Origin of the sequence: Microbacterium oleivorans (genome assembly GCF_013389665.1) — a bacterium.
Classification (GTDB): Bacteria; Actinomycetota; Actinomycetes; order Actinomycetales; family Microbacteriaceae; genus Microbacterium; species Microbacterium oleivorans_C.
Genome location: NZ_CP058316.1, coordinates 513,045 through 528,198, shown reverse-complemented (window position 1 = coordinate 528,198; position 15,154 = coordinate 513,045). Strand labels below are relative to the sequence as shown.

The window sequence follows — 15,154 nt, the reverse complement described above, 5'->3', positions numbered from 1 at the left end:
TGTGGCGTGGAGATCGAGGAGCCGTCCGACCGGACGCGACCGACGGGGTTCGGGGCGATTCGGTGGACCCCTCGCAACTCAGTGTCGCCGACGAGGACGCCCGTGTCGCGCACGTCGCCGACCCCGAGCGGGAGCGCATCCGGGTGCAGGCCGCACGGCTCGGCGGCCGGTCGACGCTCCTGCACTACATCGCCTCCGACGACGTCGGGATCGACATCACCAAGGCCCACCCCGGCAGCCTGCCGCAGTTCATCACGGGGCGCTCCACGCTGCTGTCCAACCTGTTCCGCGACGAGGTCGCGCTGCGTACCGCCCGGCTGGCCGCCGGACGCATCACCGCCAAGGACGTCGAGCTGCGGACGACCCGGGGCCTCGACACCGTGCACCTGGGCGTCGGCTTCGCCTCCTGGCGTGCAGGGGGCCTGGCCTACAACGCGCCCGTCCTGCTGCGCCCGCTTGCGATCCGACGCCATCACGGCGACTTCGATCTCAAGCTGCACGGCTCGTTCTCGGTCAACCCCGAGCTCGTCGAGATCGCTCGCGCCCACTTCGGCATCGACCTCGACCGGCGCGGCCTCGCCGCGCTCGCCTACGACGGCGGGGTGTTCAAGCCCCAACCGGTGATCGACCACCTGCGCGCTCTCACGGCGCACGTCGACACGTTCACCGTGCAGCCCCGGCTCATCGTCTCGACCTTCGCCGACGTCGCCGCCCGTGCCGAGCGCGACGCCGCCGATCTCGACATCCCGGTGCTCAACGCCCTCGCCGGCCACGACGACGACCGCGCCGTCGTGGCCGCCCGCCACCCGGTGCCCGACGCGGTACCGGCCGACGATCGCCCGCCGGCATCCGACCGGCTCCTGCTCGACGCCGATGCGGAGCAGGAGGGCGTGCTCGACCGCATCGTGGCCGGCCAGTCGCTCGTCGTGCACACCCTGCCCGGTACCGGAGGCACCCAGACGATCATCAATGCCGTGGGCGAGCTCGTCCGGCGGGGCAAGCGCGTCCTCGTGGTCAGTGCGCGCCGCTCGACCCTCGAGGGGGTGCGCCACCGGCTCGTCGGCATCGGCCTCCCCGGTCTCGCCGTCTCGCCGCGCGGCGTCCACCGCGACCTCATCCGATCGATCGCGCGCAACGAGAAGGCCGAGCACCCGAAGATGGGCGAGATCGACGACGCCCTCGTCCGGCTCCGCGGTGTGCTGCGGGACTACCGGGTCGCGCTCACGCAGCGCAACCCGATGCTCGGCGTCTCACCTCTCGAGGTGCTCCAGAGGCTCACGACCATCGCGGCCGAGGAGCCTCAGCCCTCGGCGGCCACCCGCTTCGACGCGGTGACACTGCAGCGTCTGTCGACTCGTCGTTCCGAGGCCGCCACGTCGTTGGCGACCGCCGCCCGCCTCGGCGAGTTCCGCTTCGGGCCCGACGATTCGCCCTGGTACGGCGTCGCGTTCGAGACGACCGAGCAGGCACGGTCGGCCCACGCCCTCGCGGGCCGGCTCCACCGCAGCGAGATTCCCGAGATCCTCGAGCGGGGCTACGAGCTCATCGGGCAGACGCGGATGCGTCCGTTCACGACGCTCGCCGAGCTCGGTGCGTACATCCGCCTCCTCCAGGGCATCCGCGCCTCGCTCGACCGCTTCAGCCTCACCGTCTTCGAGCGGCCCCTCGGCGATCTCATCGAGGCCCACTCCACCCGTCGCGACACCCCCGACATGAACGGTGCGACCCGACGGCGGCTGCGCCGGCTGTCGAAGGAGTACGTGCGACCCGGCATGCACGTGACCGACATGCACGACGCGCTCGTGCGGGTCCAGAAGCAGCGCGAGCAGTGGCAGCGGCTCGCCGAGGTCGGCGTCGTCCCCGAGATCCCGGCGGGGCTCGACGCCGTCGCCACCTCGTGGCAGCGCGTGGACGCCGATCTGACCGAACTCACGCGGGTGCTCGGCCCCGGACACGACCTCCTCGCGACCCCGATCCCCGACCTCGTCCGCACTCTCGCCGGGCTGGCCGCCGACTCCGACGTGTTCGACAACCTCGTCGAGCGCGCCACGCTCCGCGGCGAACTCGCGGCGCTCGGGCTCGACGCCCTCCTGACCGAGCTGTCGGTACGCCATGTGCCCGAAGACCGGGTCGCCTCGGAGTTCGAGTTCGCGTGGTGGCAGTCGGCTCTCGAGGCGATGCTGCGCGGCGATCGCGCACTGCTCGGCGCGAACACCAGCGTCGTCGACCGGCTCGAGCGCGATTTCCGGCTCGTGGACGAGGCCCATGCCGCGTCGGCCGGTCAGCAGCTCGCCGCCGAGCTCGCGACGCGCTGGAAGATCGCGATCGTCGACGAGGCCGACGAGACCGCGGCGCTCAAGGCCGCGTTGCGCGAGGGCACGGCCTCGGCTGCCGAGATCCTCGCGGTCGCCCCGAGGCTGATGCGAACGCTCGCCCCGGTGTGGATCGCCTCGCCCTACGAGGTTCCGGCGCTGCCCGCCCGACCGATCTTCGATGTCGTGGTCCTGGCGGATGCCGGGGCTCTGAGCGTCGCGGAATCCGCCTCGGCGCTGCGCCGCGGGCGGCAGGTCGTCGCCTTCGGCGACCCGGTCACGCAGCGCCCGACCCCCTTCGAGATCGCCGCCGACCGGGATGCCTCCGATGAGGCCCTCGTCGATCCCGAGGAGCGCAGCGTCTTCGAACGCCTCGCCGAGATCGTGCCCGTCGAGACGCTCACCCGCAGCTACCGGGCGGGCGGCGAAGACCTCGCCGAGCTCGTGAACGAGGCGTTCTACGGAGGCGAGATCGTCTCGTTCCCCTGGGCCGGGTCCTACCTCGGGCGCGGCAGCCTCAGCGTCGATTACGTCGAGGGCGGGGTGGGTGCGCCCGATCCCGACTCCGGGGCCGTGGAGAGCCCGGACGCCGAGGTCGCTCGTGTGGTCACGCTCGTCGTCGAGCACGCCGTGAACCGCCCCAAGGAGTCGCTCATGGTGGTGACGGCCTCGACGAAGCACGCGCTGCGCATCCGTGCCGCCGTCGAAGCGGCGTTCTCGGGCCGCTCGGACGTCGCGGAGTTCGTCGGCCGCGAGACCGCTGAACCCTTCGCCGTGCTCGGTCTCGAGGAATCGGTGGCCGAGAGTCGCGACCGGGTCGTCTTCTCGCTCGGCTACGGACTCACCCGGCACGGCCGCGTGCTCAGCGACTTCGGGGTGCTCTCCGGACCGGACGGCGAACGCCTGCTCACGGTCGGGATGACCCGTGCGCGCCGCTCGATGGTCATCGTGTCATCGATCCGGCCCTCCGCGTTCGACGACGGCCGACTCGAGAACGGCGCGGCAACGCTGATGTCGATCCTCGGCAACATCGCTGCGCGCTCGCGGGAAGCCCGTCTCGAGGACCTCGCCGATCCGCTCACCCTCGCCCTCGCCCAGAACCTCCGGCGGCTCGGCGTCGCGGTGGATGTCGCATATCGCGGCATCCTGCCCCTCGTCGCGCAGCGCGACGGCAAAGCCGTCGTCGTCGAGGGCGACCCCGAGACCATCGGGCAGTCGTTGCGCGAGTCGCTCCGTCTGCGGCCGCAGATCCTCCGTCGCCTCGGCTGGCACTACATCCGCGTGCACTCGTTCGACCTCTACAGCGACCCGGCCGGCGTCGCGGCTCGCGTCGCGGCGATCCTCGGCGTCGAGCCCGAGGCGCCGACGGCGGACGCGAGCACCGAGCCGCTCGATGTCATCGAATGACCGCCAGCGGGTCGAGCGCGTCGGACGTCGCCGCGCGCGCCTGACCGCCGCGCCCGGCACGACGACGGAGCCGGTCTCGGCCGATGTTACGACGGATGCCCCGGCCGACGCCGATGGCGCAGCCGGGGCATCCGGTCCGAACGATGCGCGGATGCGGAACGAGGTCCCGCCGCACTACTGAGCCCCTCAGGCGGACGGGGCCGCCGGGGGAGTGTTCTGCGAGCGACGCAGCGGCGCTTCCGCCGGTGCCGGTGCCGTGCTCGTCGCCGAGGTGGCGGCGTTGTCCCGGTCGAGCAGGTCGCGGATCTGGATGAGCAGTTCCGCCTCGGTCGGCAGCTTGGCCTCCTCTTCGACGACGCCGGCCTTGGCGGCCTGGCGCTCCTTCCACTTGTTCATCGGCACGACGAACACGAGGTACACGACGAGGGCGACCGCGAAGAAGCTGATGACCGCGGTGATGAGCCCGCCGAGCGGGAAGGTCACCTCCTCGCCGTGGATGCCGGTGAGCTTCGGGCCGATCGCGCCGGTCGCCGGGTCGGGCAGGTAGACCAGGGCGATCAGCGGATTGATGATGCTGGTGACGATCGCGTTGACGATGGCGGTGAACGCACCGCCGATGACGACGGCGACAGCCAGGTCGATGACGTTGCCGCGCATGATGAAATCGCGGAAGCCCTTGATCACGGGTGCTCTCCTTCTCCGGACGAACCGGTTCCTACGATCCCGCGGAAGCGGGCGAGGACGTCGCCTCGGACTTCGATGATGCCGAAGACGACGACGCGCCGCCACCGGTTGATCCGCCCGACTCCGATCCCGACGACGACGCGGCTCGGGAGTCGGTGCGGTAGAAGCCGCCGCCGTTGAAGGTGACGCCGATCGAGCCGTACTGCTTGCGCAGCTCCCCGGAGCACTCGGGGCAGACCGTGAGAGCTGCGTCGGCGAACGACTGGACGGCATCGAAGCGGTGCCCGCAGGTCTTGCAGGCATATGCGTAGGTGGGCATGGTTCCTCGGGTGGTCAGCGGGCCTCGGGAGCGAGGACGACGGTGCGGGTGGGGGTCACGACGCCGGTCACCGGCTGATCGTGCAGATCGCGCGGCACCTCGTCGACGAGCTCGGAGTCGAAGACGACGGCGTAGACGGGCGGACGGTTCTCCATCGAGCCGAGGGTCTTGTCGAAGTATCCGCGTCCCCAGCCCAGACGCATGCCACCGGCATCCACGGCCGCAGCGGGGATGACGAGGAGATCGACCTCGCCGACGGCGATGGGACTGAGCACCTCGCCGACGGGTTCGGGCAGGCCGAACAGGCCGTCCGCCACCGCGCCGCCCGGCTCGGCGACCACCCAGTCCAGCAGACCGTCGGTGCGGGTGACGGGGAGCAGGACGCGCACGCCGGCAGCCACGGCCTCGTCGACGAACACGCGGGTGCCGGGCTCGGTCGGAGCGGACAGGTAGCACGAGATAGACCGTGCGCCGTGGGCGGCGACGAGATCGCGCAGCTGGGAACGGATGCCGTCGGCCGCCGTCTGGCGCGCGGCATCCGACATCCCGAAGCGACGTTCGCGCAGGTCGGCCCGGAGGGCACGCTTGGCGTTGTCGATCGCGTCGGACATGCCCTGATTCTAAACGGTGGGCGTCGCGCGGCTCGCGCGGCGCGAGCGCTCGCTATGGTGGACCCATGTCTCAGCAGCGCATCAAGGCGGTCATCCCCGCCGCAGGCCTCGGCACACGCTTCCTTCCGGCAACGAAGGCGATGCCGAAGGAGATGCTTCCGGTCGTCGACAAGCCCGCCATCCAGTACGTCGTCGAAGAGGCGACGCACGCGGGCATCGAAGACGTCCTCATCATCATCGGCCGTAACAAGAACAACCTGTCGAACCACTTCGACTCCGTCCCGGAGCTCGAGCACAACCTCGCCCGCAAGGGCGACAGCGAGAAGCTCCGCAAGGTGCAGGAGTCCTCCGACCTCGCCGACATCCACTTCGTCCGTCAGGGCGAGCCGAAGGGCCTCGGCCACGCGGTGCTCCGTTCGCAGGCCCACGTCGGCGACGCGGTGTTCGCCGTCATGCTCGGCGACGACCTGATCGACGAGCGCGACCCGCTGCTGCCGAAGATGATCGCCGAGCAGGAGCGCTCGGGCCTGACCGTCGTCGCACTCATGGAGGTCGACCCCGATCAGATCCACCTCTACGGTGCGGCCGCTGTCGAGCTCACCGACGACCCCGATGTGGTCAAGGTCACCGGCCTCGTCGAGAAGCCGAAGAAGGAGGACGCCCCCTCCAACTACGCCATCATCGGCCGTTACGTGCTCAAGCCCAACGTCTACGAGATACTCGAGCGCACCGAACCCGGCAAGGGCGGCGAGATCCAGCTCACCGACGCGCTCCAGGAGCTCGCGACCACCGAGGGCGTCCTGGGCGTCGTGTTCCGCGGTCGCCGCTATGACACCGGCGACCGCCTCGACTACATCAAGGCGATCGTCCAGCTCGCCTCCGACCGCGACGACCTCGGACCCGAGCTGCGTCCCTGGCTGCAGGAATTCGTCGCGACCCTCTGACGAGAGAACGGGAACGCGCGTGGATGCCACCGCACCGCGCCACCACGGACCGGTGGCGATCCGGCTCGTCCGGCAGCGCGACGCCCGCGCGTTGCAGTCCGAGCTGCTCGCGAACCGGTCGTGGCTGCAGCGCTGGGAGGCGACGAGTCCCGACGGCCCGGTGTCGTTCGACATGCGGATCGGGATCCGTCGCCTCCTGCAGCAGTACCGCGACGGGGCCGGGGTGCCCTTCGTGATGGAGTACGACGGCGAGGTCGCCGGCCAGCTCAACGTGTGGGGGATCGCCCGCGGATCGCTCTCGTCGGCGACGATCGGATACTGGGTGAGCGAACGGTTCGCGGGCAGGGGGATCACCCCCACCGCGGTGGCACTGGCGACCGACTTCTGCTTCGAGGAGCTCCGGCTCCATCGCATGGAGATCTGCATCCGGCCCGAGAACCGCGCGAGCCTGCGCGTGGTCGAGAAACTCGGATTCCGGTACGAGGGACTGCGCCGGCGCTACATCCACATCGACGGCGACTGGCGCGATCACTTCGCGTTCGCCCTCCTCGCCGACGAGGTCCAGCGCGGGGTCCTCGGGCGCTGGGTCGAGGGGGCGGTGCCGCGCGGTGCGGCGGCGATCCCGCTGTCGGACCGGCGCGCGGCGGGCATCGAACCTTCAACCTGAACGAGAACCTCAGACACGCGGGTCGAAGCCGCGTGTTCTCGCGGTTCGCGACATACAGTCGAGCCATGGGTGGGCAGGTTCTCGGCGGCGGTGTGATCGTGCTCGTCGCCGTCGCGCTGTGGATGGTCTATCTGCTGCCGTCATGGCACAGCCGTCATCGCTACGACGCCGCCGAACGCAACGCCGTGCGCCTGAACCAGGCGCTGCGCGTTCTCGCCGAGACGGCCGAGACCCCGGGGGAGGTGCGGGTCGAGCTCTCGGCGCGCACCGCGCTCGCGCAGCAGAAGCTCGCTCGCCAGGTGCAGCACGAGCGCGAGCAGCTCCGCCTCGAGACCGAGCGCCGCCAGCTCATCGATGCCCGTCGACAGGTGCGCACCGCGCGCACCGAGCGCGTCGCGTCGCCCGAGTACCGCGCGCAGGTGCGTCGACGGGTGCGACTGGCCGCGACGCTGGTCGCTCTCGCCGCGCTCGCTGCCGCGGCGTGGGGCGCGTTCGTCTTCGCCGCCCAGGGCTCCGTCGCCCTGCTCGCCGTGGGATCGGCCGTGCTGCTGGTGGCATCGGTCGTCCTCAACCGCATGGCCGTCGTGGCGCGGCGTGCCGCCCGCACCGCGGGTGTCGCACCGGCCGTCGTCGCACCCGCCGCCGCGTCGGCCGCGGTCGTGCAGGAGTTCGAGCTCGCCGATGCCCGCACCACGTGGACGCCGCGCGAGCTGCCCCGTCCTCTCACCGTGTCGGCCGGCTCCCGGGCCGCCGCCGTGCTCGATGAAGCCGAGGCCCGCGAAGCACTGCGACAGGCGGCCGTCGCCGAGGCCATCCAGCGCGAGGCCGAGCGTCGCGCCCCCGCCGCCTTCGATCTGGGTCGTGCGGCCCGGCGTCCCGTCACCGAGTTCACCCGCAGCGGGCCGGTCGACGACGCCGAGATCGAAGACCACGTGCGCCGCCTGTTGGCGCAGCGCGCCGCCGGCTGAGCCCACCGCTCGCCGAGAACGCACCCACGCCGCGGAGGCGCATGCTCCATGGGGCATTCTCGCGAGCATGATGCGTTCTCGAGGTCGCGTTCGCACGGCGGTGCTGCGGCGCCGTGATAGTGTTGGGGAGTTCCGGGCCTGTGGCGCAGTTGGTAGCGCGCTTCGTTCGCAATGAAGAGGTCAGGGGTTCGAATCCCCTCAGGTCCACCGAGAAAAGCCCCCGTACACCGGGGGCTTTTCGGGTCCGCGGCATCCGGAGGGGTTCCGACGGACCGGGGTGGTGAACGTCATCGGGGCGTTCAGCCCCGATCGCCCGCAGACCGTTCGTCTGCCGCCATCGACATGCGAGAAGAAGGGAAGCGAGGTGAGGTGCTCAATGAGCGGTGATAGTTGCCATCGCGAACCCAGCGCTCCGCCCGCTGCCGCCCCTCTCGACTGATCCTCCGTCCGAGCGGGAAGCCCAGCGGTGCGCAGCATCCGCAGGCTTTCGCGTGCTCCGGTCGACCGTCCTCTGACGGTGCCGGTGATGCGCATCCCAGGTGAGGAGAGCTCCCATGACTCCGGAGCAGATCAATGAACTGACCATCGTCGTCGAGGGCATCGCCGCGCCGCTGTCGCGCGGCGACCTTCCCGGTGCGGCCGCCGCGCTCACGGCCGTCGAGCCCGAGCGGCTGGTCGAGGTGCTCGAGCGCCTGAGCGGACCGCAGCGGGCCATCGCCTACCGGCTGCTGCCGAAGGACCACGCGCTCCACGTGTTCGAGGACCTCTCGCCCAGCATGCAGGGCGAGCTCATCGGCGATCTGCGCGACACCGAGGTAGCCCAGATCTTCGCAGGCCTTCACCCGGACGACCGCGTGTGGCTGGTCGACGAGCTCCCCGCCTCGCTGGCCTCCCGTCTGCTCCGCGGTCTGCCGGCGCGGGAACGCGACCTGACCGCGTCGGTGCTCGGATATCGCCGCGGCTCGATCGGGCGGCGGATGAGCCCGGAGTTCGTCTCGGTCCCGATCGGGAGCACCGTCGCCGAAGCGCTCGAGCGCGTGCGTGCGCGACTGCACGACGCCGAGACGGTCTACACGCTACCGGTCGTCGACGCGGGGCGGCGCGTTGCGGGCGTGGTGAGCCTGCGCGACCTGCTCGCCGCCGCGCCGACCGACGCCGTGCGCGACACCATGCAGTCGGCGCAGACCGCGGGTGTCGACGACGAGGCCGAGCACTCCGCCCGCCGGTGCACCGACCGCGGCCTGCTCGCCCTGCCGATCGTCGACAGCGAGGAGCGACTGGTCGGCATCCTCACCGTCGACGATGCCGCCCGCATCCTGGAGCACGAGGAGAGCGAGGATGCCGCGCGCCAGGGCGGCGCCGAACCGTTGCGTCGCCCGTACCTGTCGACGCCGATCGTGCAGATCGTCCGGTCGCGGGTCGTCTGGCTCCTGGTCCTCGCGGTGGGCGCCACCCTCACGGTGCAGGTTCTGTCGGCGTTCGAGGCGACTCTCGAGCAGATCACGGTGCTCGCCCTGTTCGTGCCGCTGCTGATCGGGACCGGTGGGAACACCGGCAACCAGGCCGCGACCACCGTGACCCGCGCGCTCGCTCTCGGCGACGTCCGGCCGCGCGACATCGCACGGGTGCTCTCGCGCGAGGTGCGGGTCGGGTTCTTCCTCGGCGCGATCCTCGGGCTCGTAGGCTTCGGTGTCACCGCGTTGGTGTACGACCCGCGGATCGGGCTCGTGATCGGCACGACGCTGATCGCCGTGTGCACGATGGCGGCGACCGTCGGCGGGGTCATGCCGCTGCTCGCCCGCGCCATCCGGGTCGATCCCGCGGTGTTCTCGAACCCGTTCATCACGACCTTCGTCGATGCGAGCGGTCTGGTCCTGTACTTCCTCATCGCCCGCGCCATCCTGCAGATCTGACGCCGCCCGTCGGGCGCCGGTCGGGTGCGCCGCCGACGGCGCGACGCACCCGACCGGAGGGTCCGTCAGACGAGCGCGGCGGCGCCGGTGGCGAGTCGCTCGGCCGCGAGCGACTCGGCGGCGGCGAGGGGCGTGACCGCGCGGTCCTCGGCCTCGGCGAAGATGCGGCGCAGCACGTCGCCGATGCCTTCGACGCGCGCCATGATCTCGGTGCGGTCGCGCTGCTTCGCGGCGAGGTCGAGGTAGATGACCCCGCCCGCGTTGACGACGAAGTCGGGAGCGTAGAGGATGCCGCGGGCGGCGAGCCGGTCGGCCCCGGCGCGGTGCGCGAGCGGGTTGTTCGCGGGTCCGCACACGGCGCGCGCATCGAGGGCGTCGATCACCTCGTCGGTGAGCACCCCGCCGATCCCGGCCGGCACGAAGATATCGGCGGCGGTCAGGTGCGCCTCGGCCGGATCGACCCAGCCGGCACCGAGGTCGGCGGCGAGCTCGCGCTTGGCGGGATTGACGTCGGTGACGGTCAGCACGGCGCCCTCGGCGGCGAGCTGCAGCGCCAGCCGGCTGCCGACCTGTCCGAGGCCGGCGATCGTGACGCGGCGACCCGCGACATCGGTCGTGCCGACGGCACGCTCGAGTGTGGCGATGAGCGATGCGTACACGCCGAGGCTCGTCGGGCCGGCCGGCTCGCCCGAGCCGCCGACGCGGTCGGGGAGGCCGACCACGTGGGCGGTGCGCTCGCTGACGACGAGCATGTCGTCGGTGGTCGAGCCGACGTCCTCGGCGGTGCGGTACCTACCACCGAGCGACTCGACGGCGTCACCCAGATCGAGGAACGCGGCCCGTCGGCGGTCGGCATCGACGACGGTGCCCTCGGTGAGCCCGATGACGGCCTTGCCGCCACCGGCATCCAGCCCCGCCGCCGCGTTCTTCAGCGTCATCGCGGCCGAGAGGCGCAGGGCGTCGCCCAGCGCGTCGCTCCAGTGCGGATAGGTCCACATGCGCGCGCCGCCGAGGGCGGGACCGAGAACCGAGGAGTGCAGGGCGGCCGCGATGAACAGCCCGCTGCGTCGTCCCGTGATCACCTCCACGCGCTCGTGCGTGAAATCGGGCAGGGGCAGGGCGTGGGTCATCGCGATCCTCTTTCGGCGGAGCCTTGTGGGCTCTCGTGCTGGATGCCGCGGCGTTGCGGCATCCAGCCCATTGTGCCCCTTCTAGAGTGTGAGCGTGAGCATCGACCTGCCGTCCCGAAGCCGGATCGTCCACGACGCGCTGCGCGCCGCTGGTGTCGACGGCGAGATCGTCGTCCTGCCCGATGCAGCGTCCACCGCCGCCCTCGCCGCCGCGGCGCTGGGCGTCGAGGTCGGCGCCATCGCCAACAGCCTGGTGTTCTGGTCGGACGACGAACCGCTCCTCGTGATGACCAGCGGTGCCCACCGGGTCGACACCGAAGCGCTGGCGGCGCGGCTCGGCCGCCGCCAGATCCGCCGGGCCAGCGTCGACCAGGTGCGCGCCGCGACGGGGCAGGCCATCGGCGGCGTCGCCCCGACCGGGCACCCCGCGCCGCTGACCACGGTCGTCGACGAGGACCTCGCCGGCCACGACACGATCTGGGCGGCCGCCGGGACGCCGCACACGGTGTTCCCGTTGACCTTCGACGAGCTGGTTCGGCTCACCGGGGGGACCGTGGCCGCGGTGGTCTGAGCGCCCGGGCCGTGCCCTGAGGCCTGCACCGACGCCTCCGCGTCAGCCTCGGGGGCTGTCGAAGCTCCACTCGTCGGGGTCGGTCGCGGCGGCGACGTCCCAGTCGTCCGTCTCCCAGCGGAACACCGCGACCGCGCACGTGGGCATCTGCCCGATCCCGCCGTTCGAGAGCCGGTCTGCCAGCACCGTCATGCCGGGATCGTGGGCGACGACGAGTACGGATGCCGCGCCGCTGCCGGTCGCCGTCTCGAGGAGCACGCGTGCGCCGGCGCCGTACAGCTCGTCGAGGAGCTCGGGTTCCACGCCCAGCGCCGCGCCGAAGGCCGCCGCCGTGGTGCGCGCGCGGAGCGCGGTCGACGCGAGCACGCGGTCGACGGCGAGCCCGGACGCGACGAGCCGCTCGGCCATGACGGGCGCGTCGCGGCGGCCGCGGTCGTTGAGCGGACGGTCGTGATCGTCGAGGCTCGCCGAACCCCAGTCGCTCTTGGCATGGCGCACGAGGGTGAGAGTGGTCATGGCCTCATCCTGCCGCGCCGAAGACGGCATGCGCGATCGTGAAGATGACCAGGCCCGCCAGGGAGCCGACGATCGTGCCGTTGAGTCGGATGTACTGCAGGTCGCGCCCGACCATGAGCTCGATCTTCTCGGCCGTCTCCTCGGCATCCCAGCGCTCGACGGTCTCGGTGATGATCGAGGCGATGTCGGCCCGGTGACGTGCGACGAGCGTCGCGGCGGCATCCGTCACGCGTGCGTCGATGCGCTGCTGCAGCGCGGGCTCGGTCGCGAGTCGCTCGCCGATCTCCGCGAGCGCGGCGGCGATGCGGCGGCGCAGTGGGCTGTCCGGGTCGCCCAGCGCGCGGACGAGACCGGACTTCGCGGTGCCCCACGCCTCGGCGGCGAGGGCGCGGACGCGTGGGCTGTCGAAGACGGCGGACTTCGCGGCTTCGAGCCGGGCGGCCGTGTCGGTCTCGCCCTGCAGGTCGGCGGCGAGTCGCGAGAGGTAGCCGTCGATGGCGCGACGAGCCTGGTGATCCGGGTCCGAGCGCACCGCGGCGACGAAGGTCAACGCCTCGCGGTAGACGGTGTCGTCGACCAGCCGCGTCGCCACGGAGGGCAGCCACGACGGCAGTCGGCGCGAGACGAGACCGGTGAAGACCGAACGGTTGGCCACGAGCCACTTCTCGATGCTGTCGACGGCGAGGTCGACGGCACCGTGGTGCGCCTCGGCGGCGACGACGCGATCGAGCCAGCCGCCGATCGAGGGCCCCCACGACGGCGCCAGCAGGTGGTCGCGGGCGAGGTCCTCGAGCAGATCCTGCACCTCGTCGTCGCTGAGGGCGGTGAGGATGCCCGACGCCGCGGACGAGGCCTCCGCGGCGACCCGCTCGGCGTTGTCTGGCCGCCGGAGCCAGCCGCCCAGCCGCGACGCGACGCCGATCGATTCGAGCTTGCCGCGGATGACGCCGGCTTCGAGGAAGTTGGTCTCGACGAACTCTCCGAGCGTGCGGCCGATCTCGTCTTTGCGCCGCGGGATGATCGCGGTGTGCGGGATCGGGATCCCCAGCGGATGCCGGAACAGCGCGGTCACGGCGAACCAGTCCGCGAGGGCTCCGACCATGCCGCCCTCGGCGGCCGCGCGGACGTAGCCGAATGCGGGGATGGTCTGTTGCAACGGGTACGAGATCGCGAAGACGACGGCCATGAACACCAGCGCCCCGAGCGCGACGGCCTTCATACGCCGCAGACCCTGGCGGCGTGCCTGATCCGCGGGGGTGAGCAGGGAGGTCGGCGTGCGTGCCATCCGGTCATCCTCCCACGCGGCCGCACCCGTCCGGCGACTCGGCGGCGCGGGCGCGGCGGGACGATCAGGCTGCGGGGCCGAGCCAGGCCGTGGCGACCGTGCTGTGGGCGGACTCCGGATCGGAGGGGTGGAACATCCCCGCTATGACGTCGCGGTAGAGGCGGCCGAGCTCGGAGCGTGAGAAGTAGGACGATCCGCCGGCCACGAGCATCGCGTCGTCGACCACGCGCTTGGCGGAGACGACCGCGCGGTGCTTGAGCCCGCTGAGCTTGGCGAACCAGAGCCCGCCGTGATCGACGCCGCCGTCGATGTCACGGGCGACCGTCTCGAGCTGCGGCAGCATCGCGTCGTAGGCGAGTGCCATCTCGGCGACCCGCCAGCGGATGTCGGGGTCCTGACTGTACGTCCGCCCGGTCTTCTTCGACGTCCGGGCGCGAGCCGTCTCGACGGCCAGATCGAGTGCGCGCCGCGCGACGCCGGTGTAGACCGATGCGAGCATCAGTTCGAACACCGAGAAGATCCCGAAGACGAGCGGGTCGGGGGTGGGCCCCGGGGGGAGGCGCCGCACGACACGGTCGGCCGGCGCGACGGCGCCTCGCAGCTCCGTCGTGCGCGACTGGGTGCCGCGCATGCCGACCGTGTCCCAGTCGTCGCGGGTGTGCACGGCATCCGTTCGCGGGACGAAGGCGAACACCAGGCGCGGCGCGTCCGGACTGGTGGTGTCGAGCCCGTGCAGCCCGAGCTGGTCCCACACGGGTGCGAGCGAAGTGAAGATCTTCGTGCCGCTGAACGCGTATCCGCCGTCGGGTTGCGGCGCGGCGTCGGTGTCGCTTCCGAAGAGCACGAGGTCGTTGCCCGCCTCGCTGATCCCGAAGGCGAAGACCTCCCCGGCGGCCGCGCCTTCCTGCACGAATCGCAGCGCGTCGTCGCCGCGGTCGGACAGGACCTTGGCGACTCCCGTCCACACGAGGTGCATGTTGACGGCGAGGGCGGTGGCCGGCGCAGCGCCCGCGAGCCGTTGCTGCAGAAGCGACACCTGCCCGAGCGAGAGCCCCGCGCCGCCGAGCTCCTCGGGCACGAGAACCGCGAGGTAGCCCGCGGCGGTCAGCTCGGCCAGGTCGTCGTCCGGGAACGCGTTGGCCCCATCGACCGCGGCCGCGCGTCCTCGGATGCGCTCGAGGAGGTCGTTGGGAAGGAACCGCGCAGGGTCGAAGTCGCTCACGTCCTCCATTGTGCTCCCGCCTCCGTGCCCGCGGGCCTGCGGCCGGCGCGGTGCGCGCGGCACCGCGCGCACTCACTCCTCGGAAACCGCGCCCCGCGCCCCGCATCGGGTCGCTCGCGCGCGGGATGGGCGCCGAACCTGAGGAGTTGGTGCATCGACGCGACGAGCCCGGGCGATCGGGGGGAGGATGAGGGGATGATCTCGACCGACGCCGCCCTGGCCCTCCGGGAGGCCGGACTGACCTGGCATCCCGCGTCGGGCGACCGCTTCCAGCTGAACGAGCCCGAGTTCGACGCCGATGTCTTCACGGTGAGCGAGATGACCATCGAGCCGCGGCGGTACCCGACCGGCACGATCCTCGCCTTCAACGGCACGACGGAGTGGGCTCTCGACTCGGTCGCGCTCGACGAAGCCCTCTGGCTGCCGCGCGAGGATCAGCTGCGCGAGATGCTGCGGGGTGCGTTCCGGAGCCTGCGGCGACTGGCCGACACGCACCGCGTCGAGATCGAGTTCGCCGGGGAGGAACGGGCCTTCGAACACCCTCAGCCCGAAGACGCATACGCCGCGGCGCTGCTGGCCCTGCTCCGACGCGTTCAGGACTGACC

The 15,154-nt window shown here is 71.8% G+C and carries 15 protein-coding genes and 1 tRNA gene; 9 read left to right on the top strand and 7 right to left on the bottom strand.

What is annotated here, in order from left to right:
- The first annotated feature begins 62 nt into the window (after nt 1–62).
- On the top strand, nt 63–3,719 hold the full coding sequence (locus HW566_RS02515; protein ID WP_256728836.1) for an AAA family ATPase: 3,657 nt from the start codon (nt 63–65) through the stop codon (nt 3,717–3,719).
- Nucleotides 3,706–3,900 (top strand): hypothetical protein, encoded by a 195-nt coding sequence (locus HW566_RS02510; RefSeq protein WP_178010117.1) that lies wholly within the window; start codon nt 3,706–3,708, stop codon nt 3,898–3,900. Before HW566_RS02515 ends, HW566_RS02510 begins: the two co-directional genes overlap by 14 nt.
- Before the next feature lie 5 nt (nt 3,901–3,905).
- On the opposite strand, the gene mscL is transcribed toward HW566_RS02510, so the two are convergent.
- Genes mscL through HW566_RS02495 form a run of 3 tightly spaced genes read right to left on the bottom strand, consistent with a single transcriptional unit; the run spans nt 3,906 to nt 5,333 of the window.
- On the bottom strand, nt 3,906–4,403 hold the full coding sequence (gene mscL / locus HW566_RS02505; RefSeq protein WP_178010116.1) for a large conductance mechanosensitive channel protein MscL: 498 nt from the start codon (nt 4,401–4,403) through the stop codon (nt 3,906–3,908).
- 31 nt (nt 4,404–4,434) lie between these two features.
- Nucleotides 4,435–4,722 (bottom strand): FmdB family zinc ribbon protein, encoded by a 288-nt coding sequence (locus HW566_RS02500; RefSeq protein ID WP_178010114.1) that lies wholly within the window; start codon nt 4,720–4,722, stop codon nt 4,435–4,437.
- 14 nt (nt 4,723–4,736) lie between these two features.
- A complete protein-coding gene (locus HW566_RS02495; RefSeq protein WP_178010112.1) occupies nt 4,737–5,333 on the bottom strand; it encodes a 5-formyltetrahydrofolate cyclo-ligase in 597 nt (198 codons plus the stop codon).
- A gap of 65 nt (nt 5,334–5,398) precedes the next feature.
- On the opposite strand from HW566_RS02495, the gene galU reads away from it, so the two are divergent.
- The 5 genes from galU (at nt 5,399) to mgtE (ending at nt 9,825) form a co-directional block, all read left to right on the top strand.
- Entirely contained in the window at nt 5,399–6,277 is an 879-nt protein-coding gene (galU, locus tag HW566_RS02490) for a UTP--glucose-1-phosphate uridylyltransferase GalU (protein WP_178010110.1), read from the top strand.
- 19 nt (nt 6,278–6,296) lie between these two features.
- On the top strand, nt 6,297–6,944 hold the full coding sequence (locus HW566_RS02485) for a GNAT family N-acetyltransferase (protein ID WP_178010108.1): 648 nt from the start codon (nt 6,297–6,299) through the stop codon (nt 6,942–6,944).
- A 65-nt stretch (nt 6,945–7,009) separates the two neighbouring features.
- Nucleotides 7,010–7,912, top strand: coding sequence for a large exoprotein (locus HW566_RS02480; RefSeq protein WP_178010106.1), 903 nt, complete (start codon nt 7,010–7,012; stop codon nt 7,910–7,912).
- A gap of 134 nt (nt 7,913–8,046) precedes the next feature.
- A tRNA-Ala gene (locus HW566_RS02475) sits at nt 8,047–8,119 on the top strand.
- A 347-nt stretch (nt 8,120–8,466) separates the two neighbouring features.
- Complete coding sequence (mgtE, locus tag HW566_RS02470; protein WP_178010104.1) at nt 8,467–9,825, top strand: magnesium transporter; 1,359 nt, start codon at nt 8,467–8,469, stop codon at nt 9,823–9,825.
- Nucleotides 9,826–9,890: 65 nt separating this feature from the next.
- On the opposite strand, the gene HW566_RS02465 is transcribed toward mgtE, so the two are convergent.
- Nucleotides 9,891–10,955, bottom strand: a complete 1,065-nt coding sequence (locus HW566_RS02465; RefSeq protein ID WP_178010102.1) for a Glu/Leu/Phe/Val dehydrogenase family protein — start codon at nt 10,953–10,955, stop codon at nt 9,891–9,893.
- 94 nt (nt 10,956–11,049) lie between these two features.
- Between HW566_RS02465 and HW566_RS02460 the strand changes: the two genes are divergently transcribed.
- Nucleotides 11,050–11,526, top strand: coding sequence for a YbaK/EbsC family protein (locus HW566_RS02460; RefSeq protein ID WP_178010100.1), 477 nt, complete (start codon nt 11,050–11,052; stop codon nt 11,524–11,526).
- A 42-nt stretch (nt 11,527–11,568) separates the two neighbouring features.
- Here the strand turns inward: HW566_RS02460 and HW566_RS02455 are convergent, their stop codons facing one another.
- The 3 genes from HW566_RS02455 to HW566_RS02445 all read right to left on the bottom strand — a co-directional run bounded on the left by HW566_RS02455 (nt 11,569) and on the right by HW566_RS02445 (nt 14,549).
- A complete protein-coding gene (locus tag HW566_RS02455) occupies nt 11,569–12,042 on the bottom strand; it encodes a SixA phosphatase family protein (RefSeq protein WP_178010098.1) in 474 nt (157 codons plus the stop codon).
- A 4-nt stretch (nt 12,043–12,046) separates the two neighbouring features.
- A complete protein-coding gene (locus HW566_RS02450) occupies nt 12,047–13,327 on the bottom strand; it encodes a DUF445 domain-containing protein (RefSeq protein ID WP_178010096.1) in 1,281 nt (426 codons plus the stop codon).
- A 64-nt stretch (nt 13,328–13,391) separates the two neighbouring features.
- A complete protein-coding gene (locus HW566_RS02445; RefSeq protein WP_256728835.1) occupies nt 13,392–14,549 on the bottom strand; it encodes an acyl-CoA dehydrogenase family protein in 1,158 nt (385 codons plus the stop codon).
- 195 nt (nt 14,550–14,744) lie between these two features.
- On the opposite strand from HW566_RS02445, the gene HW566_RS02440 reads away from it, so the two are divergent.
- Entirely contained in the window at nt 14,745–15,152 is a 408-nt protein-coding gene (locus HW566_RS02440) for a pilus assembly protein CpaE (protein ID WP_178010092.1), read from the top strand.
- Nucleotides 15,153–15,154 lie beyond the last annotated feature (2 nt).

Coding starts and splice junctions, on each gene's coding strand:
- HW566_RS02510 (WP_178010117.1), top strand. CDS start 3,706: ATGTCATCGAATGACCGCCAGCGGGTCGAGCGCGTCGGACGTCGCCGC.
- galU (WP_178010110.1), top strand. CDS start 5,399: ATGTCTCAGCAGCGCATCAAGGCGGTCATCCCCGCCGCAGGCCTCGGC.
- HW566_RS02495 (WP_178010112.1), bottom strand. CDS start 5,333: ATGTCCGACGCGATCGACAACGCCAAGCGTGCCCTCCGGGCCGACCTG.
- mgtE (WP_178010104.1), top strand. CDS start 8,467: ATGACTCCGGAGCAGATCAATGAACTGACCATCGTCGTCGAGGGCATC.
- HW566_RS02440 (WP_178010092.1), top strand. CDS start 14,745: ATGATCTCGACCGACGCCGCCCTGGCCCTCCGGGAGGCCGGACTGACC.
- HW566_RS02450 (WP_178010096.1), bottom strand. CDS start 13,327: ATGGCACGCACGCCGACCTCCCTGCTCACCCCCGCGGATCAGGCACGC.
- HW566_RS02500 (WP_178010114.1), bottom strand. CDS start 4,722: ATGCCCACCTACGCATATGCCTGCAAGACCTGCGGGCACCGCTTCGAT.
- HW566_RS02480 (WP_178010106.1), top strand. CDS start 7,010: ATGGGTGGGCAGGTTCTCGGCGGCGGTGTGATCGTGCTCGTCGCCGTC.
- HW566_RS02455 (WP_178010098.1), bottom strand. CDS start 12,042: ATGACCACTCTCACCCTCGTGCGCCATGCCAAGAGCGACTGGGGTTCG.
- HW566_RS02465 (WP_178010102.1), bottom strand. CDS start 10,955: ATGACCCACGCCCTGCCCCTGCCCGATTTCACGCACGAGCGCGTGGAG.